Raw genomic sequence first — 20,024 nt, forward strand, 5'->3', positions numbered from 1 at the left:
TCGAGACCGTCGTCGGGGGCGAAGGTCGGCGTCGATGCGGTTTCATGGACCCATGCCCGCACGTCCCCTGCCCTCCGACACCGGTCGCGACGCCTCCGGGCGCGCCGCCGTCCGCTTCGAGGACATCGGGGTCGTCTCCGACGGGAACGTGCTGCTGCTCGAGGCCTCCGGCAGCGTGCGGGCGGGAGAGGTGCTCGCGGTCACCGGCGCCAACGGCAGCGGGAAGACCACGCTGCTGCGCGTCCTCGCCGGCGTGCTCGAGCCGACCGCGGGGACCGTGCAGGTGCTCGGGCGGCGCCCCGACGACCGCGATCGCGGCTTCCGCACGGCGCTGGCGGCGCTGATCGGGCCTCCGCAGACCGCACGAGACCTCACCGTGCTCGAGCACCTCCAGTTCATCGCGGCCACCTGGGGCACCCCGGCCCGCCCCGCCCGGGAGCAGGGACGGCAGCTGCTCGAGGAGCTGCGGATCGACGCCCTCGCGGAGAGGTTCCCCCATGAGCTCTCGAGCGGCCAGTCCCAGCTGGTCTCGCTCGCGCTCACCCTCGCCCGCCCCTCTCGGGTCCTCCTGCTGGACGAGCCCGAGCAGCGCTTGGACGCCGAGCGGCTGGCGCTGGTGATCGAGACGATCCGGGCCCGCGCCCGGGGCGGGACCGCGGTGGTGCTCGCCAGCCACAGCCCGCGACTGCTCGAGGAGCTCGCCGACGTGCGGCTCGCGCTCGAGGGGCCGGGGTGAGCGGATCCCTCTCCTCCGTCCGCGAGGTGTGGGCGCAGCGTGCCGGGGCGCGCTCCCGCACCGATGTGCTCTACCTCGTGTACGTCGCGGTGCTCAGCCTGCTGATCGTCGGTCTCCCGGCCCTGCAGTGGGCCGGAAGGGCTCTCGCCCGCCCCGACGTGATGCCCGTTCTGCTCCTCGGGAGCGCTCCGCAGCTCAGCACGGCGATCGTCCTCGCCGGTGCGCTCACCCTCGTCCTGCTGGGTGCGGTCCGGGGCCCGGCCCTGCTCTCGCCGTTCTTCACCGGGACCCTCGCCTCCAGCGGGATCCGACGACGCACCGTGCTGTGGCGACCTCTCGCCCGCGCCCTGCTGGTCACCGCGCTCGCGACCGCGGTGCCGGCCGGTCTGGTGGCGGCGACGCTCCTGACGGCAGGGCACGCCGACGTCGGGGAGCTCGTGGTCTTCCTCCTCGCAGCGCTCGGCAGCGGGCTCCTGCTCGGCATCGCATGGCTCGCCGGGCAGATGCTGCGAACTGCCCCGAGGCGGACCCTCGCGCTCGTGCTGGGCGCGGGAGCGACCGTCGCGATGCTGCTCCCGGAGGGCGTGGGGATCGGCGGGGCCTATCCCGGCCGTGGGGGAGAGGCCGGCATCTGGGCCGCCGTGCTGCTGATCGCCGGGTGCATCGCCGTGGGCATCGCGGTGCCGCTGCTGGACCGCCTGCGCGGCTCGGTGCTCGTCGAGCAGGCGTCCCGCTGGGAGGCCGCCACCACGGTCGCCGCCACCATGGACATGTCCGGGGCCGCCGGGGCGCTGCGCCCGCCGCCCACGGCCGGCCGAGGGCTGCGGGCGATCGGTCCGGGACCTCTCGCCGTGCTCTACGCGCGACGGGACGCTGTCGCCTGGCTGCGCAGTCCCGAGCGCCTCGCGGTCGGAGCGGTCGGCGCGGTGCTGGGGGCGGCCGCGGTCGGCGGCGCCGTCCTGCTCACCGGGCCCCTCGCGGGAGCCGCCCTGCTGGTGGGCGCTCTGGCACTGTGGGGCGCGAGCGGGACCCTCGTCGACGGCCTGCGCCACGGCGTGCACACCCTCGGCGCGCCCCGTCTGTTCGGGCAGGCCGCGGGCACCCAGGTGCTGCTGCACGCCACCGCCCCGCTGCTGCTGCTCGTCGCCCTCGCCGCCCTGGCGGGGAGCGGCGTCGGGATCCTCACGGGCCGGTTCGAGCCGGCGGGGGCGCTGCTGCCGGCGATCCTGGCCGCGATGCACGTCGCCGGCCGCGCGTGGGACGCGGCGAAGGGGCCGATGCCCCTCGCGCTGAGCACCCCCATGCCCACCCCGCAGGGGGACATGTCCGTGGTGCTGATGCTGCTGTGGCAGTCCGACGCCCCGCTCATGGTGACCCTGACCGCCGCCGCCCTGCTCCTCGCGGTCCCGCTGGGACCGTCCTGGCTGCTGGGCATCGGTGCCGTACTGTTCACCGTGACGGTGCTGCTGGCCCGCGGACGACTGCGTGCCCTGCGCGCATGAGACGACGACCGAGGACGGGACAGGAGCGCGAGAGGACCGTGTCAGCGACGGAGCCCGCGAGGACCATCCGCACCACGCCGAACCCGCTGATCCGCTGGGCGGGACGACGGCTCCACCAGCTCAACGCGCGCCATCCGTGGAGCCACAACCACCACTTCCATCCCTGGATCCTGCGATCGCTGCCCCCGGGGACCGCCCGGGTCCTGGACGTCGGCTGCGGCCGCGGAGATCTGCTGGCCGCGCTCTCGGGGCGCGCCGACCGTGTCGAGGGGATCGACCCGGACGCGGAGATGGCCCGCACCGCCGCCACCCGCTTCCGGGAGGATCCGCACGTCCAGGTCCTCCGCCGCACCCTGGGCGAGCACGCCCGTGCGGCGCGCAGCGGGGAGGGGGACGGCGACTACGACGCGATCACCATGGTCGCCTCCCTGCACCACATGGACCTCGGGGACGCCCTGCGCGAGGCGCGGGCCCTGCTGCGGCCCGGCGGGAGGCTGCTCGTCGTCACCCTCACGCTCCCGGTCAGCCCCGTCGATCACCTCTGGGACGTGGGCGATGCGCTGACGAACCCTCTCATCGGGTTCGTGAAGCATCCGCGGCCCCAGCGCGAGCCGGAGGAGACGCGAGCGATCCCGGTGCGGGAGCCGGCCTGGTCGATCCAGGAGCTGCGGGAGCGAGCGGCGGAGATCCTCCCCGGGGCCGCCATCAGACGCCGCGAGGGGTTCCGGGTGACGATGCGCTGGCAGCGGCCGCCCGAGGTCACGCCCGCGGGTGGGCGGCGATGACCTCGCCGAGCCTCCCGACCGCCTCCTCGATGACCGCGGGGGTGTGGGTGACGAAGCTCAGCCGCATCGTCGAGCGATCGGGGTGGTCGGCGAAGAACGACCATCCGGGCAGATAGGCCACCCCCGCCGCGACCGCCTCGGCCAGCATCACCTGGGCGTCGTACCCCTCCCCGAGCGCAGCCCACAGGAACATCCCGCCCTCGGGGCGGGTCACGTGCGCGCCCTCGGGCAGCACCGGCGCGATCGCCCGCGCCATCGCGTCGCGGCGCTCGCGGTACACGGCGCTGACCTGCGCCACGTGGCCGTCGAGGTCGGCCGTGGCGAGATAGCGCGCCACCGTCAGCTGATCCACGACGGAGGACTGCATCGAGATCGCCGCCTTGGCGACCGCGAGGGTGTCCAGGACGGGGCCCTCGGCCCGCATCCAGCCGATCCGCACCCCCGGGCTCATCAGCTTGGACATCGAGTTCAGCAGGATCGTGCGCTCTCCCATCCCGGGCAGGGCGGCGATCGGTGCCCAGGTGCCGCCGGTGAAGCTCAGCGCTCCGTAGGGGTCGTCCTCGACGAGCGGCACGCCGGTGCGTCGCAGCACCTCGGCCACCGCCTGTCGACGGGCGAGGGGCATGGTGCGCCCGGTGGGGTTCTGGAAGGTGGGGATGAGGTACACCATCCGCGGATGATGAGTGCGGATCGCCTCCTCGAGGGCCTCGGCGATCACCCCGTCGTCGTCGGTCTCCACCCCGATCATGCGGGCGCCGTGGACCGAGAAGGCCTGCACCGCGGCGAGATAGGTGGGGGATTCCACGAGCACCGCGTCACCGGGCTCGAGCAGCGCCTGGGCGACCACGAACAGGCCCTCCTGCGAGCCCGAGGTGACCCGGATCTGGGAGGCGTCGGTGGGGATGTCCCGGGACAGACGCCGCGCCGCCTGCTCCCGCAGCTCGAGCTCGCCCTCGCTCACCCCGTACTGCAGGGCGCGGTGCCCCTGGTGCGAGAGCACCCAGTCGTAGCAGGCCGCGACCTCGTCGAGAGCGAACAGGTCCGGGTCCGGGATCCCGCCGGCGAAGGAGACCACGTCCTCACGGGCGGCGAGCGCGAAGATGTCCTTCAGCGGGGAGGACTCCATCCCCGCGTAGCGTGCGGCGACGGGGAAGCGGAAGGGCGCGGTGGGCTCGGGGACGGTCATCCGCCCATGGTGTCACGCGAGGCGGCGCCCTCGAGGCGCAGCAGTGCCAGTTTCGTCCCGATCCCGCCGGCGTACCCGGTCGGGGTCCCGTCGGCGCCGACGACGCGGTGGCAGGGGACGACGATCGAGAGCGGGTTGGAGCCGACGGCCGCGCCCACCGCCTGGGCCGCCCGGGGTCGACCCAGCTCCCGGGCGATGCTCCCGTAGGTGGTGGTGTCCCCGCGCGGGATCGCGCGCAGCAGGTCCCAGACGGCGCGCTGGAACTCCGTGCCGCGCGGTGCCAGGGGCAGATCGAAGTCGGAGCGCTGCCCGGCCAGGTAGTCGAGCAGCTGCGCCTCGGCCTCGCGGAGCAGGGGATCGTCCTCGGGCGCCTCGGCGCCGAGGCGCTCGGGGCCCGGGGACCGGGACTGGCCCTTCCGCCAGATCCCGGTCAGCGCCTCCCCGTCGGCGGCCAGCAGGTACTGACCGAGCGGGGTGGTGACACGGCGGTGCCGCGCCGCGGCCGCGGAGGTGTGCGAGTCGGTCATGAGAGATCCTTCCGGGATCGTGGGTCGGGGTGGGACGTCGGGCGGTGCGGCGACGGCGGGGCGGCCGAGCTCGCTAGGACCCGCCCTCCGTGCGCAGGGCGGCCTGGTGGTGCCACAGGTGCATGGCGGCGTAGGAGCGCCAGGGGGAGGCGACGGCGAGGGACCGGTGCAGCGCGGCGTGGTCCTCGGCCAGGCCGATGTCGCGGGCCGCGGCGAGCTGGGCGGCGTCCCGGGCCGGGGCCGCATCGATGGCCCGCACCCCGCGCAGCAGCGTGTAGTCCGCGGTCCAGGGGCCGATGCCCTGGAGGGCGAGCAGGCGCTCGCGCAGCGTGTCGACCGGGAGGGACGGATCGAAGGGGCGGGCGTCGTCCTCCGTGCTCACCGTGCTGCCCGTGCTGCCCGTGCTGCCCGTGCTGCCCGCGGCGACCGTCGGGACCGTCGCCGACAGCGTCCGCCGGCGCTGACCGGGACCGCGGAACCATTCCTCGGCCCGCTCCGCCGCCCGCCGCGGATCCACGGGAAGTCGACGGACCCCGCCGACGTGCAGGGCCGGAGGCAGCTCGTCGGCGAGCAGGTCCGTCGCCCGCGTGATCTGCGCGCGGGCCTGCGCGGTGGTGATCTGCTGGCCGGTGACCGCCCACAGCAGCGCCTCGGCGAGCTGCGGCGACCCCGGCAGGCGCACGCCCGGCCGCTCTCGCAGCAGCGGCGTGAGCATGGGGAGCGCTCGGCGCAGGCCCTCGTCGATGCCGAGGGGATCCGCGTCCAGGTCCAGCAGCCGCCGGGTCAGGGCGATCGCGACGGCGTGGTCCCGCAGGTCGGCCAGATGGAGCGTCAGGGGGAGCGGCCCCTCGGCACCGAGGTCGACCTGCAGCACGCCGGGGCCGTGCGGCAGCCGCACCGCGCGGGTCCAGTGCAGACCGGTGATCTCCTCCACTCCTGCCACCGCACGGTGCGCGAACCAGGCGGCCAGTCCCGCTGCATCGAAGGGACGCCGCACGGTCAGCTGCGCGGTGAGCACCGAGGCGCCGTCCCTCCCGGGATCAGCCGTCACGGCGCGGCGGTGCCGCGCCCTCTCGCGCACGACCGGGGCGCGTGGCCGAAGATCTGCGAGAAGGTCTCGTGGAACTGACGCTCGCTGCCGAAGCCCGCCGCGTGCGCGACCTGCGCGAGCGGCTGCGTCGAGCCGACCACGAGCTCATGCGCGCGTCGGGCGCGGCGCATCCGGGCATGGGCGAGTGCTCCCGCGCCGGTGACCTGCACGAGAGCACGGTGCAGGGTGCGCTCGGAGACGGCGAGGCGAGCGGAGAGAGCGGGGACCGTGCCCTCGTCGAGCGCGCCCTCGTCGATCAGGCGCAGGGCGCGGCCGGCCAGCGAGCCCGCGGGATCGTCGTCGGGGCTGCCCGGAGGTGCGGTGGGCCCGCAGCGCTTGCAGGCGCGATATCCGGCGGCGAGGGCGGCCGCGGCGGAGGGGACGAACTCGACCCCGCCCCGCTGCGGGGTGCGGGCGGGGCAGGAGGGGCGGCAGAAGATCCCGGTGGAGCGCACGCAGGTGAAGAACATCCCGTCGAAACGGGTGTCCCGAGCGCGGATCGCCGCGTACCGCTCGTCATCGGTCATCTGTGCCATGCACCCAGTGAACCTCTCTCCGGCCAGCGGCACCAGCGGAAAACGGACAGCGCGGCCGAGCCCGGCGGCCGAGGGCGGCCACGGTCGACCCCGAGGACGGGGCGGAGGCGGTCGGCGGATGGCTGGCGAGGACGACGGGGACGGGGGAGACTGGGGCGATGGACGACCTCGGCGTTTCGGACCTCGTCGCGAGGCTGCGCGCCGCCGGCTGCGTCTTCGCCGAGGACGAGGCGCGGGAGCTGGTGTCGGCCGCCCGTGACACCGACGAGCTCGAGCGCTGGGTCGTGCGCCGCACCGCCGGGGAGTTCCTCGAGCAGGTCCTCGGCCGGGTGGAGCTGATGGGGGAGCGGCTGCGCGTCGGCCCCGGGGTGTTCGTCCCGCGCCGGCGCACCGCGCTGCTGATCCGCGAGACCCTCCGCGCGGCCCGATCCCGATCCCGCCCCCGCGTGCTCGAGATGTACGCGGGCGCGGCACCGGTCGCCGCACTCGTCGCGCGCCGTGTCCCGGGGGCGATCGTGCACGTCGCCGAGGCCGACGAACGGGCCCTGGCCATGGCCCGGGCGAACCTGCCCGACAGCGCTCGCCTGCATCGCGGCGACGGCTGGGAGGCGCTGTCCGCGCAGCACGGCGACGGGTTCGACGTCATCGCGGCGGTACCGCCCTACGTCCCCTCCGGCCAGCTCGCGCTGATGCCCCGCGAGGCCCGCGACCACGAGCCGCGCGCTGCGCTCCTCGGCGGCGAGGACGGGATGGACCACGTCCGTCGGCTCCTGGCCCGCGCCGCGGATCACCTCGCCCCCGACGGGGTGATGCTGCTGGAGATGCACCGGGAGCAGGCCCGCACCGCGCGCTCCCTCGCCCGGGCCGACGGGCGACTGGACCGTGTGGACCAGGTGCTCGGCGACGACGACGGCACCGCGGTGCTGAGAGTGCGTGCGCGCCCGGAGTCGCCCGTGCCCCCGGCCCGGCGGTCGTCACCGCCTCGGTCCGCTTCCTCTCGTCCCGCGGCGCGTCCGGTGGCATCGGACCTGGTGCTGCTGCGCCGGGTGCGCGACCGGATGGATCGCGAGCACGACCGGCCGCTGGACGTCGAGGCGCTCGCCGCGGGCGTCCACCTCTCCGCCGGCCATCTCAGTCGGCGCTTCCGCGAGGAGTACGGGGAGTCCCCCTATGCCTACCTGATGACTCGCCGGATCGAGCGGGCCATGACCCTGCTGCGCCGCACCGACCGCTCCGTCACCGAGATCGGCATGGACGTCGGATTCTCCTCGTCGGGCACCTTCAGCACCCGCTTCAAGGAGCTGGTGGGCGTCTCACCGAGCGCGTACCGGGCGCGCGGGGCCGAGGTGCTGGACTCCCTGCCGCCCTGCATCGCCCGGAAGGTCACCAGACCGATCAGGAATCGAGAAGCGCCCGGAGCGGGGAGCGCCTAGCGTTCCGACCATGACCACCGCACCCCGGCCCGCCCTGAGCATCCACTCCAGCTTCCTGCCCCACAGCGACCCTGAGGCGTCCCTCGCGTTCTACCGCGACGTGCTCGGCTTCGAGGTGCGCCTCGATGTCGGCGGCGGCAGGATGCGCTGGATCACCGTGGGGCCGACCGGTCAGCCCGACACCGCGATCGTGCTGCACCCCCTGCTCGAGGGGAACGGGCTGACCGCCGAGGAGCACGCCGCCCTGCAGTCCGTGATCGACAAGGGCGCCTACTTCGGCGTGAACCTCGCCGCCGCGGATCTGGACGCCGCGTACGCCGCCCTCGAGGCCGCCGGCGCCGAGATCGTGCAGGAGCCGGTCGACCAGGACTACGGGATCCGCGACTGCGCCGTGCGGGATCCTGCCGGGAACATGATCCGCATCCAGCAGGCCCCGGCCTGAGGCCGGCGGGGTTCCGGACGCCCGCCCGGGCGCTCCCCTCACTCCCAGCGGAACAGCAGGGCGGCCACCGCCGCGCCCACGACGATCGTGACGGCGAGAGCGAGGAGCGAGCTCGCCTCGATGGCCTGCCCCGCCCACGCCGCGGACAAGGCGTCGACCCCGGCCCCGAAGGGCAGGAGCGCACCGATCTCCGCGACCGGCTCCGGCAGCGCGTCCCGCCCGCCGAACATGCCGCCGAGGGCCCCCAGGCCGAGGAACCCGACCAGCCCGATCGCCACTGCGGAGGACGGGCTGGGGGCGACGGCGGCGACGATCATCCCCACCGCGTACATCGCGGCGGCGGTCAGCGCCACCGCGCCCAGCGCCGCGGCGCCGTGGATCGGCGGGTTCGCCCCGAACGCCACCACTGCGACTCCTGCCGCGACGCCGATCCCGATCACGGACTGCAGGACGGAGACGATGGTCTGCGCGACCAGCACCATCATCGGCGAGGCAGGGGTGACGGCCAGACGCCGCAGGATTCCCGACCTGCGGTAGTAGGCCAGGAAGCTCGGCATGTTCAGGACGCCGATGATCGCCAGCACCATCACCACCACCAGCGGCATCACGAAGAGGTCCAGGGCGGTGCGCCCGTCGACGATGACCTCCTGGCTCGCGGCCGAGGCGCTGGTCAGCAGGATCAGCAGCGGGAGTCCGAGCGGGGTGATGAGCCCGGCGACGTCGCGGCAGACCATCTTCGTCTCGGAACGGACCATGATCAGCAGCGAGCGCAGGCCCGGTCGATGGGCGCGCACCGACGGGGTGAGGGCCGTCGGTGTCCGGTCGGCGGTGCTCATCAGATGCTCTCCTTCTCGTGCGGCGCGCTCCCGGTGAGGGCGACGAAGGCGTCCTCGAGGGAGTCGGCGCCGGCGGCGGCGATGACCTCGGCGGGGGTGCCGGCGGTCAGGATGCGGCCGGCCTCGAGCAGGACCAGGCGGTCGCACAGGCGCTCCACCTCGTCCATCGCGTGGCTGACCAGGAGGATGCTCACGCCCTCGTCGCGCAGCTGCTCGATGGTGCGCCACATCCTCCGGCGCGCCGCGGGATCGAGCCCGGTGGTGAGCTCGTCGAGGATCAGCACCCGGGGCCGGCCGATCAGGGCCAGTGCGACCGAGACCCGCTGCTGCTGACCGCCCGAGAGCTTCTCGAAGCGGTCGCCGGCCTTGCCCTCGAGCTCGACCAGGTCCAGCAGCTCGACATGCGGCCGGGGATCGGGATAGAAGCTGGCGTAGAGGTCCAGCAGCTCGGTGACGGTCAACGCGCCGTGGAGGTATCCCTCCTGCAGCTGCACCCCCAGCACCTGGCGCAGCCGCGCCTCGTCCTGGAAGGGGTCCAGGCCCATCACCCGGACGCGGCCGGCGTCGGGTCGGCGGAGTCCGGCGATCATCTCGACCGTGGTGGTCTTCCCGGCGCCGTTGGTGCCCAGGATGCCCAGCGTCTCCCCGCGGCCCACGGCGAGATCGAGGCGGTCGACCGCGGTCCTGCCCCGGTACGCCTTGGTGAGCCCTGTGACCTGCACCGCGGGTGCCGTGCCGTCCTGCTGCTGCGAGCTGTTCGTCGTCATGCTCCGACGCTACGGAGACCGCTGCGCGGGCGCGCGTGCCGTCGGTCATCGACCGCGCGGGGGTCCCCCATGACCATCGGCACGGGTCGCGGCACCTGCTCCGGTCCTAGTCTGGGCGTATGGGACGACTGGGCACGGAGGGCTGGGCCGGGGTGGCGATGCTGGTCATCGCCGTCGCCGTCGCCCTGCCCGCACTGCTGGGCCTGGCCGATCCGCTGATCCCGCGGCCGCTCTGGGCGCTCGCGCTGGCCGGCTACGTCCTCGCGGTGCTCGCCACCGGCGCGCCGACGGGGGACCGGGCCCGTCGGGCGGCGCTCGCGCTCGCCGTGGTGCTCTCCTGGGTGCTCGTGCTGACCGTCCCCGGCATGGGTCTGCTGCTGATCATCGTCGTGGTCACCGCGGCGATCAGCACCTACGTGGTGACCCTGCCGGTGAGCCTCGCCCTGGCGGTGCTGAACACCGGGGTGGTCGCCCTGGCCACGTCGCTGGTCACCGCGGGATGGGTCGAGGTCCTGCTGCTCAGCGGCTTCTATCTGCTGATCCAGCTCGCCACGGTCTTCAGCACCACCACCCTGCTGCGGGAGAAGCGCATGCGGACCGAGCTCGCGCGCACCCAGGTGGACCTGCGGGCCGCCGGGGTGCTGCTGGAGGATTCGGTCCGCACGGCGGAGAGGCTGCGGATCTCGCGGGAGCTGCACGACCTCATCGGCCATCAGCTCACGGTGCTGACCCTGAACCTCGAGGCCGCACGGCACCTCGAGGGGGACGAGGCCCGACGGCACGTCGACCGGGCTGATCAGGTCGCCCGGGACCTGCTCGGCGACGTCCGCGCCACCGTCGGGGAGATGCGCGCCGGTCCGACGGATCTCGACGCCGCACTGCGCAGCATGGTCGAGGGCGTGCCGGGCCTCGAGGTCTCCATCGCCGTCGACCCCGACCTGCGGCTCGGTGAGGTCCAGCGCACGGCCTTCATCCGCCTCGCCCAGGAGGCGGTCACGAACACGATCCGCCACGCCGAGGCGTCGCGGCTGCGGATCGAGGTCACGCAGGGGCCCGAGGGCGTGACCCTGGTGGCGCGCGACGACGGCCTCGGCGCCCGCTCCCCGCAGCCCGGCAACGGCCTGCGCGGGCTGCGCGAGCGTTTCGAGCAGCTGGGCGGCGAGGTGACCGTCGAGTCCCGGCGGGGCTTCTCGGTGCGCGGACGGCTGGCCGGCCCATGACCCGCGTGATCGTGGTCGACGACCAGGCGCTCGTGCGGGAGGGCATCCGCACCCTGCTGCAGGTGGCCGGGATCGAGGTGGTCGCGGAGGCGGGCGACGGCGCCGAGGCGCTGAGCGCGATCCAGGAGCATGCGCCCGAGGTGGTGCTGATGGATCTGCGCATGCCGAAGCGGGACGGCCTCTGGGCGCTCGAGCAGTTGCGAGAGCAGGGGAGCGAGGTGCCGGTGCTCGTGCTGACCACCTTCGACGACGATCAGCTGGTGCTGCAGGCACTCCAGGCGGGAGCCCGCGGCTACCTGCTCAAGGACGTCACGATCGAGCGCCTCGCCCGTGCTGTGCATGCCCTGGCCGAGGGAGGCACCCTGATCTCGCCGTCCATCACGGAGGGCCTGCTGCGCGCCATCCGCAGCGGCTCGCCGTCCGCTGCCGATCCCGAGGTCCCGCTGCAGCCCCTCACGGAGCGGGAGACCGACGTGCTGCGCCTGGTCGCCGAGGGGTACAGCAACCGGGAGATCGCCGGGGTGCTGCACCTGGCCGAGGGCACGGTGAAGAACCACCTGTCGGTGATCCTGCAGAAGACCGGGGCGCGCGACCGCACCAATGCCGTGCTGCGCGCGCTGCGCGAGGGCCTGCTGGGATGAGTCCCGCCGGCCGGGCCGGGGACGGACCGGGCCGCGGCACCCGGAGGTGCCGCGGCCCGGCGACGCTGGAGCGGGCGACGGGAATCGAACCCGCGTAATCAGTTTGGAAGACTGAGGCTCTACCATTGAGCTACGCCCGCGTGCCGCACCATTGAACCAGATCAGCGGCGCGGGAGCACATCGGCAGTGGCCGAGGCGACATGCATCTGCTCACAGGGTCGCCCTCCCGCTCGGGCGTCGCGCAGGCGGAACGGGTAATATCCCCTGGGTTGCCCTCCGGGGTGTAGCTCAGCTTGGTAGAGCACCCGCTTTGGGAGCGGGAAGTCGCAGGTTCAAATCCTGTCACCCCGACTCCGCCACCGGGTCGCCGCCGCGCGTGCTCCGGGGCGCCATCAGGAACGTCCACCTACAGTCCATCCACAGGGAGACCTGACCAGTGAAGACCGAGTCCGAGAAGCTCAGCCCCACCCGGGTGAAGCTCACCGTCGAGGTGCCCTTCGACGAGCTCAAGCCTGCCGTCGAGACCGCCACCAAGAAGATCGCCGATCAGGTGCAGATCCCCGGCTTCCGCAAGGGCAAGGTCCCCACCCGGCTCGTCGAGCAGCGCTTCGGCCGCCCCGCGATCATGCAGGAGGCCGTCAACGACGCCCTCCCCGACTTCTACCAGCAGGCCGCCGCCGAGGCGGAGATCAAGCCCGTCGGCCGTCCCGAGGTCGAGGTGGCCGAGGTGCCGGGCCTGGACGGCTCCGAGGAGGGCCACCTCCTCTTCACCGTCGAGCAGGACGTGCGCCCCGAGATCGCGCTGCCCGACTTCTCCTCCTACGAGGTCGAGATCGAGGAGCCCGCCGTCGACGAGGACGCCGTCGAGGTGCGCCTGGACGAGCTGCGTGAGCGCTTCGGCACTCTCGTGGGCGTGGACCGGCCCGCCGAGGACGGCGACTTCGTCTCCCTTGACATGGTCGCGACCATCGACGACGAGGAGATCGAGTCCGTCGAGGGCGTCTCCTACCAGATCGGCGAGGGCAACATGCTCGACGGTCTGGACGAGGCCCTCATCGGCCTCTCCGCCGAGGAGACCACCACCTTCGTCTCCCAGCTCGCCGGCGGCGACCGCGCCGGGGAGGAGGCTCAGGTCAAGGTCACCGCGCAGTCCGTGAAGGTGCGCGAGCTGCCCGAGGCCGACGACGAGTTCGCCGAGATGGCCTCCGAGTTCGACACCATCGACGAGCTCAAGGAGGACCTGCGCACGCAGGCCGCCGCCGACGCCGAGGGCAACCGCGTCGCGCTCGCCCGCAACGCCCTGCTCGAGAAGCTCCTCGAGGAGCTCGAGATCCCGGTGCCCGATCAGCTGGTCCAGGACGAGATCGACTCCCACCTGGAGAACGAGGGCAAGGAGGCCGGCGACCCGCACGGCGAGGAGATCCGCGAGGACACCGAGAAGGCCGTCCGCGCGCAGTTCCTGCTCGACGAGATCAACGGCACCCGTGAGGTCCAGGTCGATCAGAACGACCTCATGAGCTACATGACGCAGCTCTCGGCGCAGTACGGCATCGAGTCCAACCAGCTGCTGCAGATGCTCGCCCAGTCCGGCCAGCTCGAGCAGATCTTCGCCGAGGTCCAGCGCTCCAAGGCGCTCGACGTCGTGCTCGCGGACATCACCGTGAAGAGCGCCTCCGGCGAGGTGCTCGACCTGGGCCTCGCCGCCGAGGACGCGGAGTCCGAGGGTGAGGAGTCCGAGGGCGAGGAGGCAGACGGCGCCGAGGAGAAGCCGGCGGCGAAGAAGGCTCCCGCCAAGAAGGCTCCGGCGAAGAAGGCCCCGGCGAAGAAGGCTCCTGCCAAGAAGGCCGCCGCGAAGGACGAGGCCCCCGCTGCGGAGGCGACGGCCGACGACGCCGAGGAGAAGCCGGCGGCGAAGAAGGCTCCTGCCAAGAAGGCTCCGGCGAAGAAGGCTCCGGCGAAGAAGGCTCCTGCCAAGAAGGCCGCCGCGAAGGACGAGTCCTCCGAGACGACCGGCGAGTGACCCGCGGCGCCCCCTGAGGGCGCTCGAGGACGGGCCGTCACCCTCAGGGGTGGCGGCCCGTCCTCGTCGGTGCGAGACTCGGCGGCCTCGCGCGGCACGGCGAGGCACCCATCGTCAGGAGGACGTGATGTCAGTTGCGGGCAGGGACGGAACGCGAGGCGACGGAGCACGCGAGGACACCCCGGGAGGCAAGGTCACCTGGGGCTTCACCGCCTCCCTGGACGGCTTCATCACCGGACCGGAGCACGACATGGCCTGGCTCGAGGCGTGCCCTCCGATGGATCCGGAGATCGTCGCGCGCCTCGCCGAGCCGGTGGGCGTGATCATCTCGGGGAGGCGCGGCTACGACGCCGCGCTCGCCCAGGCGGCGCAGCGGGGCGAGCTGACCGCCGAGGCCTACGGGGGAGCGTGGAGCGGCGTGGAGATCGTGCTGACCCACCGGCCCGAGGAGCTCGCCGACGACTCCGCGGTCACAGCCCTGGACGTCGACGTGACAGAGGCGGTGCGCCGCGCGCGGGAGATCGCTGGGCCGAGGGATGTCCAGATCATCAGCGCCGACATCGCCCGCCAGGCGCTCGAGCACGATCTGATCGACGAGCTCCAGGTGTTCTCCGCCCCCGTCCTGCTGGGGGACGGGACACGGGCCTACGACGTTCCGGGAGGGCGGCGCATCGACTGGGAGGTCGTGGGCCCGATCCCCGGAGCGGAGCTGGGCGCCGGCAGGATCCTGCGACCCCGGCGTCCTGCACCGGCCCGGGGATGACAGCGGCCCGGCTCCCCCACGAGAGGGGAGCCGGGCCGTGGTCGCGTCGGCGACTGCCGATCAGCGGAAGGTGACGAAGCTCGGGTTGCCCCAGATGGAGCGCTCGACGACGCGCTGCTGGGAGCCGGAGGCGTCGATGATCTTGCCGTTGCCGGCGTAGATCGCGACGTGGCCGGGCCACACGGCGATGTCGCCGGCCTGGGCCTGCGACTGGGAGATCGAGCGTCCCGAGTTGGCGATCTGGCTCGAGGTGCGCGGCACCGAGATGCCGGAGTTCTTGTAGGCGAAGCTCACCAGGCCGGAGCAGTCCATGCCGCTGAGCGAGGAGCCGCCGTAGGAGTACGGGGTGCCGACGGCCGAGCGGGCGGCGTCGACGATCGAGCTGGTGGAGGAGCTCGAGCCGGAGCTCGGGGCCGAGGCGCCGCCGGTGGAGACGCCGCCGCCGTTGAGCGCGCCGCGGGTCTGCGGGCCGACCACGCCGTCGACCTGGAGGCCGTTGGAGGACTGGTAGTCCTTCACCGCGGCATGGGTGCGCTTGCCGAAGACGCCGTCGACGGCCAGGTTCGCGCCGCTGTCGTTGAGCGCGGACTGCAGGTCCTTCACGGCACCGCCGCGGGAGCCCCAACGGAGCTTGTCGGTGGAGTTGAGCTTGGCGGAGGGGGCGACCGACGGGGCGGCCGGAGCCGCCTGCGCCACCGGGGCGCTCTGGGCCGGCGCGGCGGGAGCCGCAGGGGCCGCCTGCGCCGCGGCGCCGCCGGCGAACGCGGTGCCGAGGACGACGGTGCCGAGGACGGCTGCTCCACCGAGGCCGCGGGCGGCGCGCTGCGCGTCGCGGGTCGGGAGCTGGGCGCGGCCGGGAGTGCGGTGCGTGTTGTTCAGAGCCATGATGTGCGGTTCGTTCCTTCCGGTTCCCGGCCGGGGTGCCGGGGCTGTGCTGCAAGCTGTGGGGACCACCGTTGTCGAGGCGATGGGATCACCGTAGGAGCGGAAGGCGACGAGGTCAGGGGGCTTGGCAGAGCCGGACCGATGTCTTGGCGCGGTTTTTACGCACCCGTAGGGTCTCGTGACCCGATCACGCCACGGCTTGACGATCCGGGGAGGCCTGGAGCACATCCGCTCCCCGGGAGCCGCCCCGGTGCCGCCGCCGGCGTCCCCGTCGTCGGGCCCACGACGGCCGACCGCGATGCGCCTGCGGCGAACAGGGTCAGCGCGGGCCCCGCCCAGCGCCTAGAGTCGACTCATCGAGAATTCCGCCACGAAGGAGACACCGTGACCTCGCAGAGCACCCAGACCTCCCCGCCCCGCAACGCGGCCGGCGACTCCCTGATGGGCCTGGACGACAACGTCTACCAGCGCCTGCTGCGCGAGCGCATCGTCTGGCTGGGGTCCGAGGTCCGCGACGAGAACGCCAATGCGATCTGCGCCAAGATCCTGCTGCTGGCCGCCGAGGACCCGGACAAGGACATCTACCTCTACATCAACAGCCCCGGCGGTTCGATCACGGCGGGCATGGCCATCTACGACACGATGCAGTTCGTCAAGCCGGACGTCGTCACCGTGGGCATGGGCATGGCCGCCTCGATGGGGCAGTTCCTGCTCTCCTCCGGGGCCAAGGGCAAGCGCTACGCGACCCCGCACACCCGGGTGCTCATGCATCAGCCCCTGGGGGGACTCGGCGGCACCGCCACCGACATCCGGATCCAGGCCGATCTGATCCTGTCCATGAAGCGTCAGCTCGCCGAGCTGATCGCGGAGCAGACCGGCAAGAGCATCGAGCAGATCACGGACGACTCGGACCGTGACCACTGGTTCACCGCGTCGGAGGCCCTCGAGTACGGGTTCATCGACAAGATCGTCACCGGCTCGGGTGACGTCACGGGCGGCGGCGGCACCGACGACTGACCGCGCCCCCAGGCACCCCACAGACACCGCTTCAACGAGGAGAACCCGTGACCTTCGATCCCCGCACCATCGGCGCGATGCCCTCGGCCCAGGCCGGCTTCGAGAGCGGACGCGCCCCGCTGCACCCCATGCCGACCTCGCGCTACGTCCTGCCGCAGTACGAGGAGCGCACCGCCTACGGCTTCAAGCGTCAGGACCCGTACACCAAGCTCTTCGAGGACCGCATCATCTTCCTGGGCGTCCAGGTCGACGATGCCTCCGCCGATGACGTGATGGCGCAGCTGCTGGTCCTGGAGTCCCAGGACCCGGACCGTGACATCACCCTGTACATCAACAGCCCCGGCGGCTCGTTCACCGCGCTGACCGCCATCTACGACACGATGCAGTACATCAAGCCCGAGGTCACGACCGTGTGCCTGGGCCAGGCGGCCTCCGCCGCCGCAGTGCTGCTGGCCGCCGGCTCCCCGGGCAAGCGCCTGGCCCTGCCCAACGCCCGCATCCTCATCCACCAGCCGGCCATGGGCGGCGAGGGCGGTGGCGGGCAGGCCTCCGACCTCGAGATCCAGGCCAACGAGATCATGCGCATGCGCGAATGGCTGGAGGAGACCCTGGCGCACCACTCGGGTCGCACCAAGGAGCAGATCAGCACCGACATCGAGCGCGACAAGATCCTCACCGCCCAGGGCGCCCTCGAGTACGGCCTGGTCGACCAGGTGCTCGAGTCGCGCAAGGAGCTCCGCCCGCAGGTCTCCCAGTGACGCAGGGCCGCCCCGACCCGGCCGTCGCCGGATCGGGGCGGCGCGCTCGGGCCCCGCAGCGGGACCGTGCGCTCACCAGCGTCGTCGACGGCCGGCGCCCGCGCGGGAGTCGGCATCCCGGCAGCGGTGCCTCCCGTGTCGGGGGCGTCGCGCACGGTACCGTGGTGATGGTCCGCGGCTCCCGGGCCGAGAGCCCGCGGGAGCTGTGGAACGCACTGCTGACGGCCTGACGAAAGGACACGGACATGGCGCGCACGAGCGATGGGTCCGACGTGTTCAAATGCTCCTTCTGCGGGAAGTCGCAGAAGCAGGTCGAACGGCTGATCTCCGGGCCGGGGGTGTACATCTGCGAGGAGTGCATCGAGCTGTGCAACGAGATCATCGCCGAGGAGATCCAGGCCGCGCAGCCCGCCCCGGAGAAGGACACGCCGCTGCCCGCGCCGCGGGAGATCTTCGACTTCCTCGAGGAGTACGTGGTCGGCCAGGAGCCCGCCAAGCGCGCCCTGTCCGTCGCGGTCTACAACCATTACAAGCGGGTGCGAGCGCAGGATGCCGCGACGTCCGCGTCGCCGGCCAGGAGCGCCGCGGCGAGCCTCGCCGAGGAGGCCGACGGCGAGCAGGACGAGATCGAGGTCGCCAAGTCCAACGTGATGCTTGTGGGTCCCACCGGCTGCGGCAAGACCTACCTCGCCCAGACCCTCGCCCGCATGCTCGACGTCCCCTTCGCGATGGCGGACGCGACGGCCCTGACCGAGGCCGGATACGTCGGCGAGGACGTCGAGAACATCCTGCTCAAACTGCTGCAGGCCGCTGACTACGACGTCAAGAAGGCCGAGCGCGGCATCATCTACATCGACGAGGTCGACAAGATCGGGCGCAAGTCGGAGAACCCCTCGATCACCCGTGACGTGTCCGGGGAGGGCGTGCAGCAGGCGCTGCTGAAGATCCTCGAGGGCACCGTCGCGGCGGTCCCGCCGCAGGGAGGGCGCAAGCACCCCCACCAGGAGTTCATCCAGATCGACACCACCAACGTGCTGTTCATCGTCGCGGGCGCCTTCGCCGGCATCGAGGACATCATCGGCTCCCGGATCGGCAAGCGCGGCATCGGCTTCGGCTCCGCTCTCCACTCCCCGCTCCAGCAGGAGGCCCTCTACGGCAAGCTGCTGCCCGAGGACCTGCTCAAGTTCGGCCTGATCCCCGAGTTCATCGGGCGCCTCCCGGTCATCACGAGCGTGTCGAACCTGGATCGGGACGCCCTGATCACCATCCTCACCGAGCCCCGCAACGCTCTGGTGCGGCAGTTCCAGAAGATGTTCTCGCTGGACGGCGTTGAGCTCGACTTCGAGCGCAGCGCCCTGGAGGCGATCGCGGACAAGGCGATCGAGCGGGAGACCGGCGCCCGCGGACTGCGGGCCATCCTCGAGGAGTCCCTCCAGCCGGTGATGTTCGAGGTCCCGTCCCGGGACGACGTGGTCAAGGTCGTCATCACCGAGGGTGTCGTCACCGAGGGCCGGGCCCCGCTGATGCTCACGGGCAAGGACGCGGACCGGGACGCGGATGCCTCGCGCGAGGAGCGCTCCGCATGAGCGCGGTCCCGGGAGCGGGCGAGGGCGCTCCCGACACCGAGCGAGCGCGAGAGCTGCTGCTCGAGGAGCGGCGCAGCATCGACAACATCGACGCCGCCCTCGTCCACCTGCTGGCCGAGCGGTTCGCCCACACCCAGCGCGTCGGCGTGCTCAAGGCCGCGCACGGGCTGCCGCCCGCGGATCCGGCCCGGGAGCAGGAGCAGATCGCCCACCTGCGGGACCTGGCCGACCAGGCGGGCCTGGACCCGACCTTCGCCGAGGCCTTCCTGCGGTTCATCGTCAACGAGGTGATCCGCCATCACGAGCGGATCCGCGACGAGGTCCCCGGGCAGCACTGAGCCCGGGAGCGAGCGGGTGAGGTCGCCGTCACGGCCCCCGTGCTCCGACCCTGTCGCATGGGCAGTGCTCCCCATCGACGCCCCTCGTCGAGCTCCCGTAGCGTCGTCGCAGACAGTCCATGACGACACCGGGGGAGATGACGATGAGCGGGTTCTGGGGAGCCGAGACCGAGGGGGTGCGCCGGCAGGCGTCGGCCTGCACCGCGGCGGCGGGGACGGTGGAGTCCCTGCTGGCGACGTGCACGGCACTGATCGACGGCGTCGAGTGGGTGGGGCCGGACGCCGAGGCGTTCCGACAGCGGTGGAGCGGGGACGTCGGACCGCGCCTCGAGCAGGTCGCGCAGGATCTGCGCGCCGGCGGGGTCGAGCTGGACCGCCACGCGGAGGAGCAGGACGGCGCCTCCGGAGGGGAAGGCGGCGGCATCTCGATCCCGGGACTGCCCACTCTCCCGCTCCCGCGGCTGCCGAGGATCGGACTGCCGGACGTCCCGCTGCCGAGGATCGATCCGGACGACCTCCTCATCGGACTGCCGACCTGGCGGACCGACTGCTTCCCGGTCCCACAGGGCGCGCCGATGTCCACCGGGCAGGGGATCATCGGTGACTGCCTCCCGGGCGGGCCGTTCTTCCCGGGCCCGCTCCTGAAGCCCGGTGACATCGGTGTCGGTTCCGGCGAACCGCCGATCATCTGTGCTCCGGGCGACTGGGATCCGTTCCCGCGCCGTCCGCGGATCGAATGGCCGCCGCTGATCCCGCCGCTGACCCCGCCGACGATCCCTGTGCCGCCGCCGATCGACACCACCCCGTTGCCGGACCCGTGGCCGTTGCCGCAGCCGCTGCCGATGCCCCTGCCGACGCCGGACCCCTGGCCGCTGCCGGAGCCGCTGCCGCGCCCGGACGTCGTCCGGATCTGAGCGGGCCGGCTGCCCGTCGGTCGGTCCCCTCGCAGGTGCCGG

Annotated in this window: 21 protein-coding genes and 2 tRNA genes; 15 read left to right on the forward strand and 8 right to left on the reverse strand. The window is 72.9% G+C overall.

Going from position 1 to position 20,024, the window contains the following annotated elements; all coding sequences use genetic code 11:
* The first annotated feature begins 52 nt into the window (after positions 1–52).
* Genes ACT3SP_RS06930 through ACT3SP_RS06940 form a run of 3 tightly spaced genes read left to right on the forward strand, consistent with a single transcriptional unit; the run spans position 53 to position 3,023 of the window.
* On the forward strand, positions 53–736 hold the full coding sequence (locus ACT3SP_RS06930; RefSeq protein WP_444586534.1) for an ABC transporter ATP-binding protein: 684 nt from the start codon (positions 53–55) through the stop codon (positions 734–736).
* Entirely contained in the window at positions 733–2,238 is a 1,506-nt protein-coding gene (locus tag ACT3SP_RS06935; protein ID WP_444586535.1) for a hypothetical protein, read from the forward strand. Before ACT3SP_RS06930 ends, ACT3SP_RS06935 begins: the two co-directional genes overlap by 4 nt.
* 38 nt (positions 2,239–2,276) lie before the next feature.
* The gene (locus tag ACT3SP_RS06940; protein ID WP_444586536.1) at positions 2,277–3,023 is read left to right on the forward strand and encodes a class I SAM-dependent methyltransferase; all 747 of its coding nucleotides are present in this window, start codon (positions 2,277–2,279) and stop codon (positions 3,021–3,023) included.
* Here ACT3SP_RS06940 and ACT3SP_RS06945 read toward each other — a convergent pair.
* From ACT3SP_RS06945 to ACT3SP_RS06960, 4 genes are all read right to left on the reverse strand, one after another.
* Entirely contained in the window at positions 2,998–4,209 is a 1,212-nt protein-coding gene (locus ACT3SP_RS06945) for an aminotransferase-like domain-containing protein (protein ID WP_444586537.1), read from the reverse strand. The two genes, ACT3SP_RS06940 and ACT3SP_RS06945, sit on opposite strands and share 26 nt — an antisense overlap.
* The gene (locus tag ACT3SP_RS06950; RefSeq protein ID WP_444586538.1) at positions 4,206–4,736 is read right to left on the reverse strand and encodes a methylated-DNA--[protein]-cysteine S-methyltransferase; all 531 of its coding nucleotides are present in this window, start codon (positions 4,734–4,736) and stop codon (positions 4,206–4,208) included. Before ACT3SP_RS06950 ends, ACT3SP_RS06945 begins: the two co-directional genes overlap by 4 nt.
* 73 nt (positions 4,737–4,809) lie before the next feature.
* Positions 4,810–5,787 carry a DNA-3-methyladenine glycosylase family protein gene (locus ACT3SP_RS06955; protein ID WP_444586539.1) on the reverse strand — a complete coding sequence of 326 codons (978 nt, stop codon included), beginning with the start codon at positions 5,785–5,787 and terminating at the stop codon, positions 4,810–4,812.
* Positions 5,784–6,362 (reverse strand): Ada metal-binding domain-containing protein, encoded by a 579-nt coding sequence (locus ACT3SP_RS06960; RefSeq protein WP_444586540.1) that lies wholly within the window; start codon positions 6,360–6,362, stop codon positions 5,784–5,786. Before ACT3SP_RS06960 ends, ACT3SP_RS06955 begins: the two co-directional genes overlap by 4 nt.
* Before the next feature lie 1,016 nt (positions 6,363–7,378).
* Here ACT3SP_RS06960 and ACT3SP_RS06965 point away from each other — a divergent pair.
* Entirely contained in the window at positions 7,379–7,795 is a 417-nt protein-coding gene (locus ACT3SP_RS06965; RefSeq protein WP_444586695.1) for a helix-turn-helix transcriptional regulator, read from the forward strand.
* 10 nt (positions 7,796–7,805) lie between these two features.
* Positions 7,806–8,237 (forward strand): VOC family protein, encoded by a 432-nt coding sequence (locus tag ACT3SP_RS06970; protein WP_444586541.1) that lies wholly within the window; start codon positions 7,806–7,808, stop codon positions 8,235–8,237.
* A 38-nt stretch (positions 8,238–8,275) separates the two neighbouring features.
* On the opposite strand, the gene ACT3SP_RS06975 is transcribed toward ACT3SP_RS06970, so the two are convergent.
* Complete coding sequence (locus ACT3SP_RS06975; RefSeq protein ID WP_444586542.1) at positions 8,276–9,073, reverse strand: ABC transporter permease; 798 nt, start codon at positions 9,071–9,073, stop codon at positions 8,276–8,278.
* Entirely contained in the window at positions 9,073–9,840 is a 768-nt protein-coding gene (locus tag ACT3SP_RS06980) for an ABC transporter ATP-binding protein (protein WP_444586543.1), read from the reverse strand. The genes ACT3SP_RS06975 and ACT3SP_RS06980 overlap by 1 nt, the downstream gene beginning before the upstream one ends.
* Before the next feature lie 119 nt (positions 9,841–9,959).
* Between ACT3SP_RS06980 and ACT3SP_RS06985 the strand changes: the two genes are divergently transcribed.
* Complete coding sequence (locus tag ACT3SP_RS06985; RefSeq protein WP_444586544.1) at positions 9,960–11,060, forward strand: sensor histidine kinase; 1,101 nt, start codon at positions 9,960–9,962, stop codon at positions 11,058–11,060.
* Positions 11,057–11,701 carry a response regulator gene (locus tag ACT3SP_RS06990; RefSeq protein WP_444586545.1) on the forward strand — a complete coding sequence of 215 codons (645 nt, stop codon included), beginning with the start codon at positions 11,057–11,059 and terminating at the stop codon, positions 11,699–11,701. Before ACT3SP_RS06985 ends, ACT3SP_RS06990 begins: the two co-directional genes overlap by 4 nt.
* Before the next feature lie 66 nt (positions 11,702–11,767).
* On the opposite strand, the gene ACT3SP_RS06995 is transcribed toward ACT3SP_RS06990, so the two are convergent.
* A tRNA-Gly gene (locus ACT3SP_RS06995) sits at positions 11,768–11,841 on the reverse strand.
* A gap of 137 nt (positions 11,842–11,978) precedes the next feature.
* On the opposite strand from ACT3SP_RS06995, the gene ACT3SP_RS07000 reads away from it, so the two are divergent.
* The 3 genes from ACT3SP_RS07000 to ACT3SP_RS07010 all read left to right on the forward strand — a co-directional run bounded on the left by ACT3SP_RS07000 (position 11,979) and on the right by ACT3SP_RS07010 (position 14,484).
* Positions 11,979–12,052 (forward strand) — tRNA-Pro (locus ACT3SP_RS07000).
* Positions 12,053–12,137: 85 nt separating this feature from the next.
* The gene (gene tig / locus ACT3SP_RS07005; RefSeq protein ID WP_444586546.1) at positions 12,138–13,721 is read left to right on the forward strand and encodes a trigger factor; all 1,584 of its coding nucleotides are present in this window, start codon (positions 12,138–12,140) and stop codon (positions 13,719–13,721) included.
* Between the two features lie 127 nt (positions 13,722–13,848).
* Positions 13,849–14,484, forward strand: coding sequence for a dihydrofolate reductase family protein (locus tag ACT3SP_RS07010; protein ID WP_444586547.1), 636 nt, complete (start codon positions 13,849–13,851; stop codon positions 14,482–14,484).
* Between the two features lie 60 nt (positions 14,485–14,544).
* Here the strand turns inward: ACT3SP_RS07010 and ACT3SP_RS07015 are convergent, their stop codons facing one another.
* Positions 14,545–15,369, reverse strand: a complete 825-nt coding sequence (locus tag ACT3SP_RS07015) for a C40 family peptidase (RefSeq protein ID WP_444586548.1) — start codon at positions 15,367–15,369, stop codon at positions 14,545–14,547.
* Positions 15,370–15,810: 441 nt separating this feature from the next.
* Here ACT3SP_RS07015 and ACT3SP_RS07020 point away from each other — a divergent pair, with 441 nt between their 5' ends.
* The 5 genes from ACT3SP_RS07020 (at position 15,811) to ACT3SP_RS07040 (ending at position 19,982) form a co-directional block, all read left to right on the forward strand.
* Complete coding sequence (locus tag ACT3SP_RS07020; protein WP_444586696.1) at positions 15,811–16,386, forward strand: ATP-dependent Clp protease proteolytic subunit; 576 nt, start codon at positions 15,811–15,813, stop codon at positions 16,384–16,386.
* A gap of 77 nt (positions 16,387–16,463) precedes the next feature.
* Positions 16,464–17,144, forward strand: coding sequence for an ATP-dependent Clp protease proteolytic subunit (locus ACT3SP_RS07025; RefSeq protein ID WP_444586697.1), 681 nt, complete (start codon positions 16,464–16,466; stop codon positions 17,142–17,144).
* A gap of 245 nt (positions 17,145–17,389) precedes the next feature.
* Positions 17,390–18,730 (forward strand): ATP-dependent Clp protease ATP-binding subunit ClpX, encoded by a 1,341-nt coding sequence (clpX, locus tag ACT3SP_RS07030; RefSeq protein ID WP_444586549.1) that lies wholly within the window; start codon positions 17,390–17,392, stop codon positions 18,728–18,730.
* Positions 18,727–19,068: a chorismate mutase gene (locus ACT3SP_RS07035; RefSeq protein ID WP_444586550.1), complete on the forward strand. Its 342-nt coding sequence runs from the start codon at positions 18,727–18,729 to the stop codon at positions 19,066–19,068. The genes clpX and ACT3SP_RS07035 overlap by 4 nt, the downstream gene beginning before the upstream one ends.
* Positions 19,069–19,211: 143 nt before the next feature.
* On the forward strand, positions 19,212–19,982 hold the full coding sequence (locus ACT3SP_RS07040; protein ID WP_444586551.1) for a WXG100 family type VII secretion target: 771 nt from the start codon (positions 19,212–19,214) through the stop codon (positions 19,980–19,982).
* Positions 19,983–20,024: the final 42 nt, after the last annotated feature.

It is taken from the genome of Brachybacterium sp. AOP43-C2-M15 (genome assembly GCF_052446295.1).
Taxonomy (GTDB): domain Bacteria; phylum Actinomycetota; class Actinomycetes; order Actinomycetales; family Dermabacteraceae; genus Brachybacterium.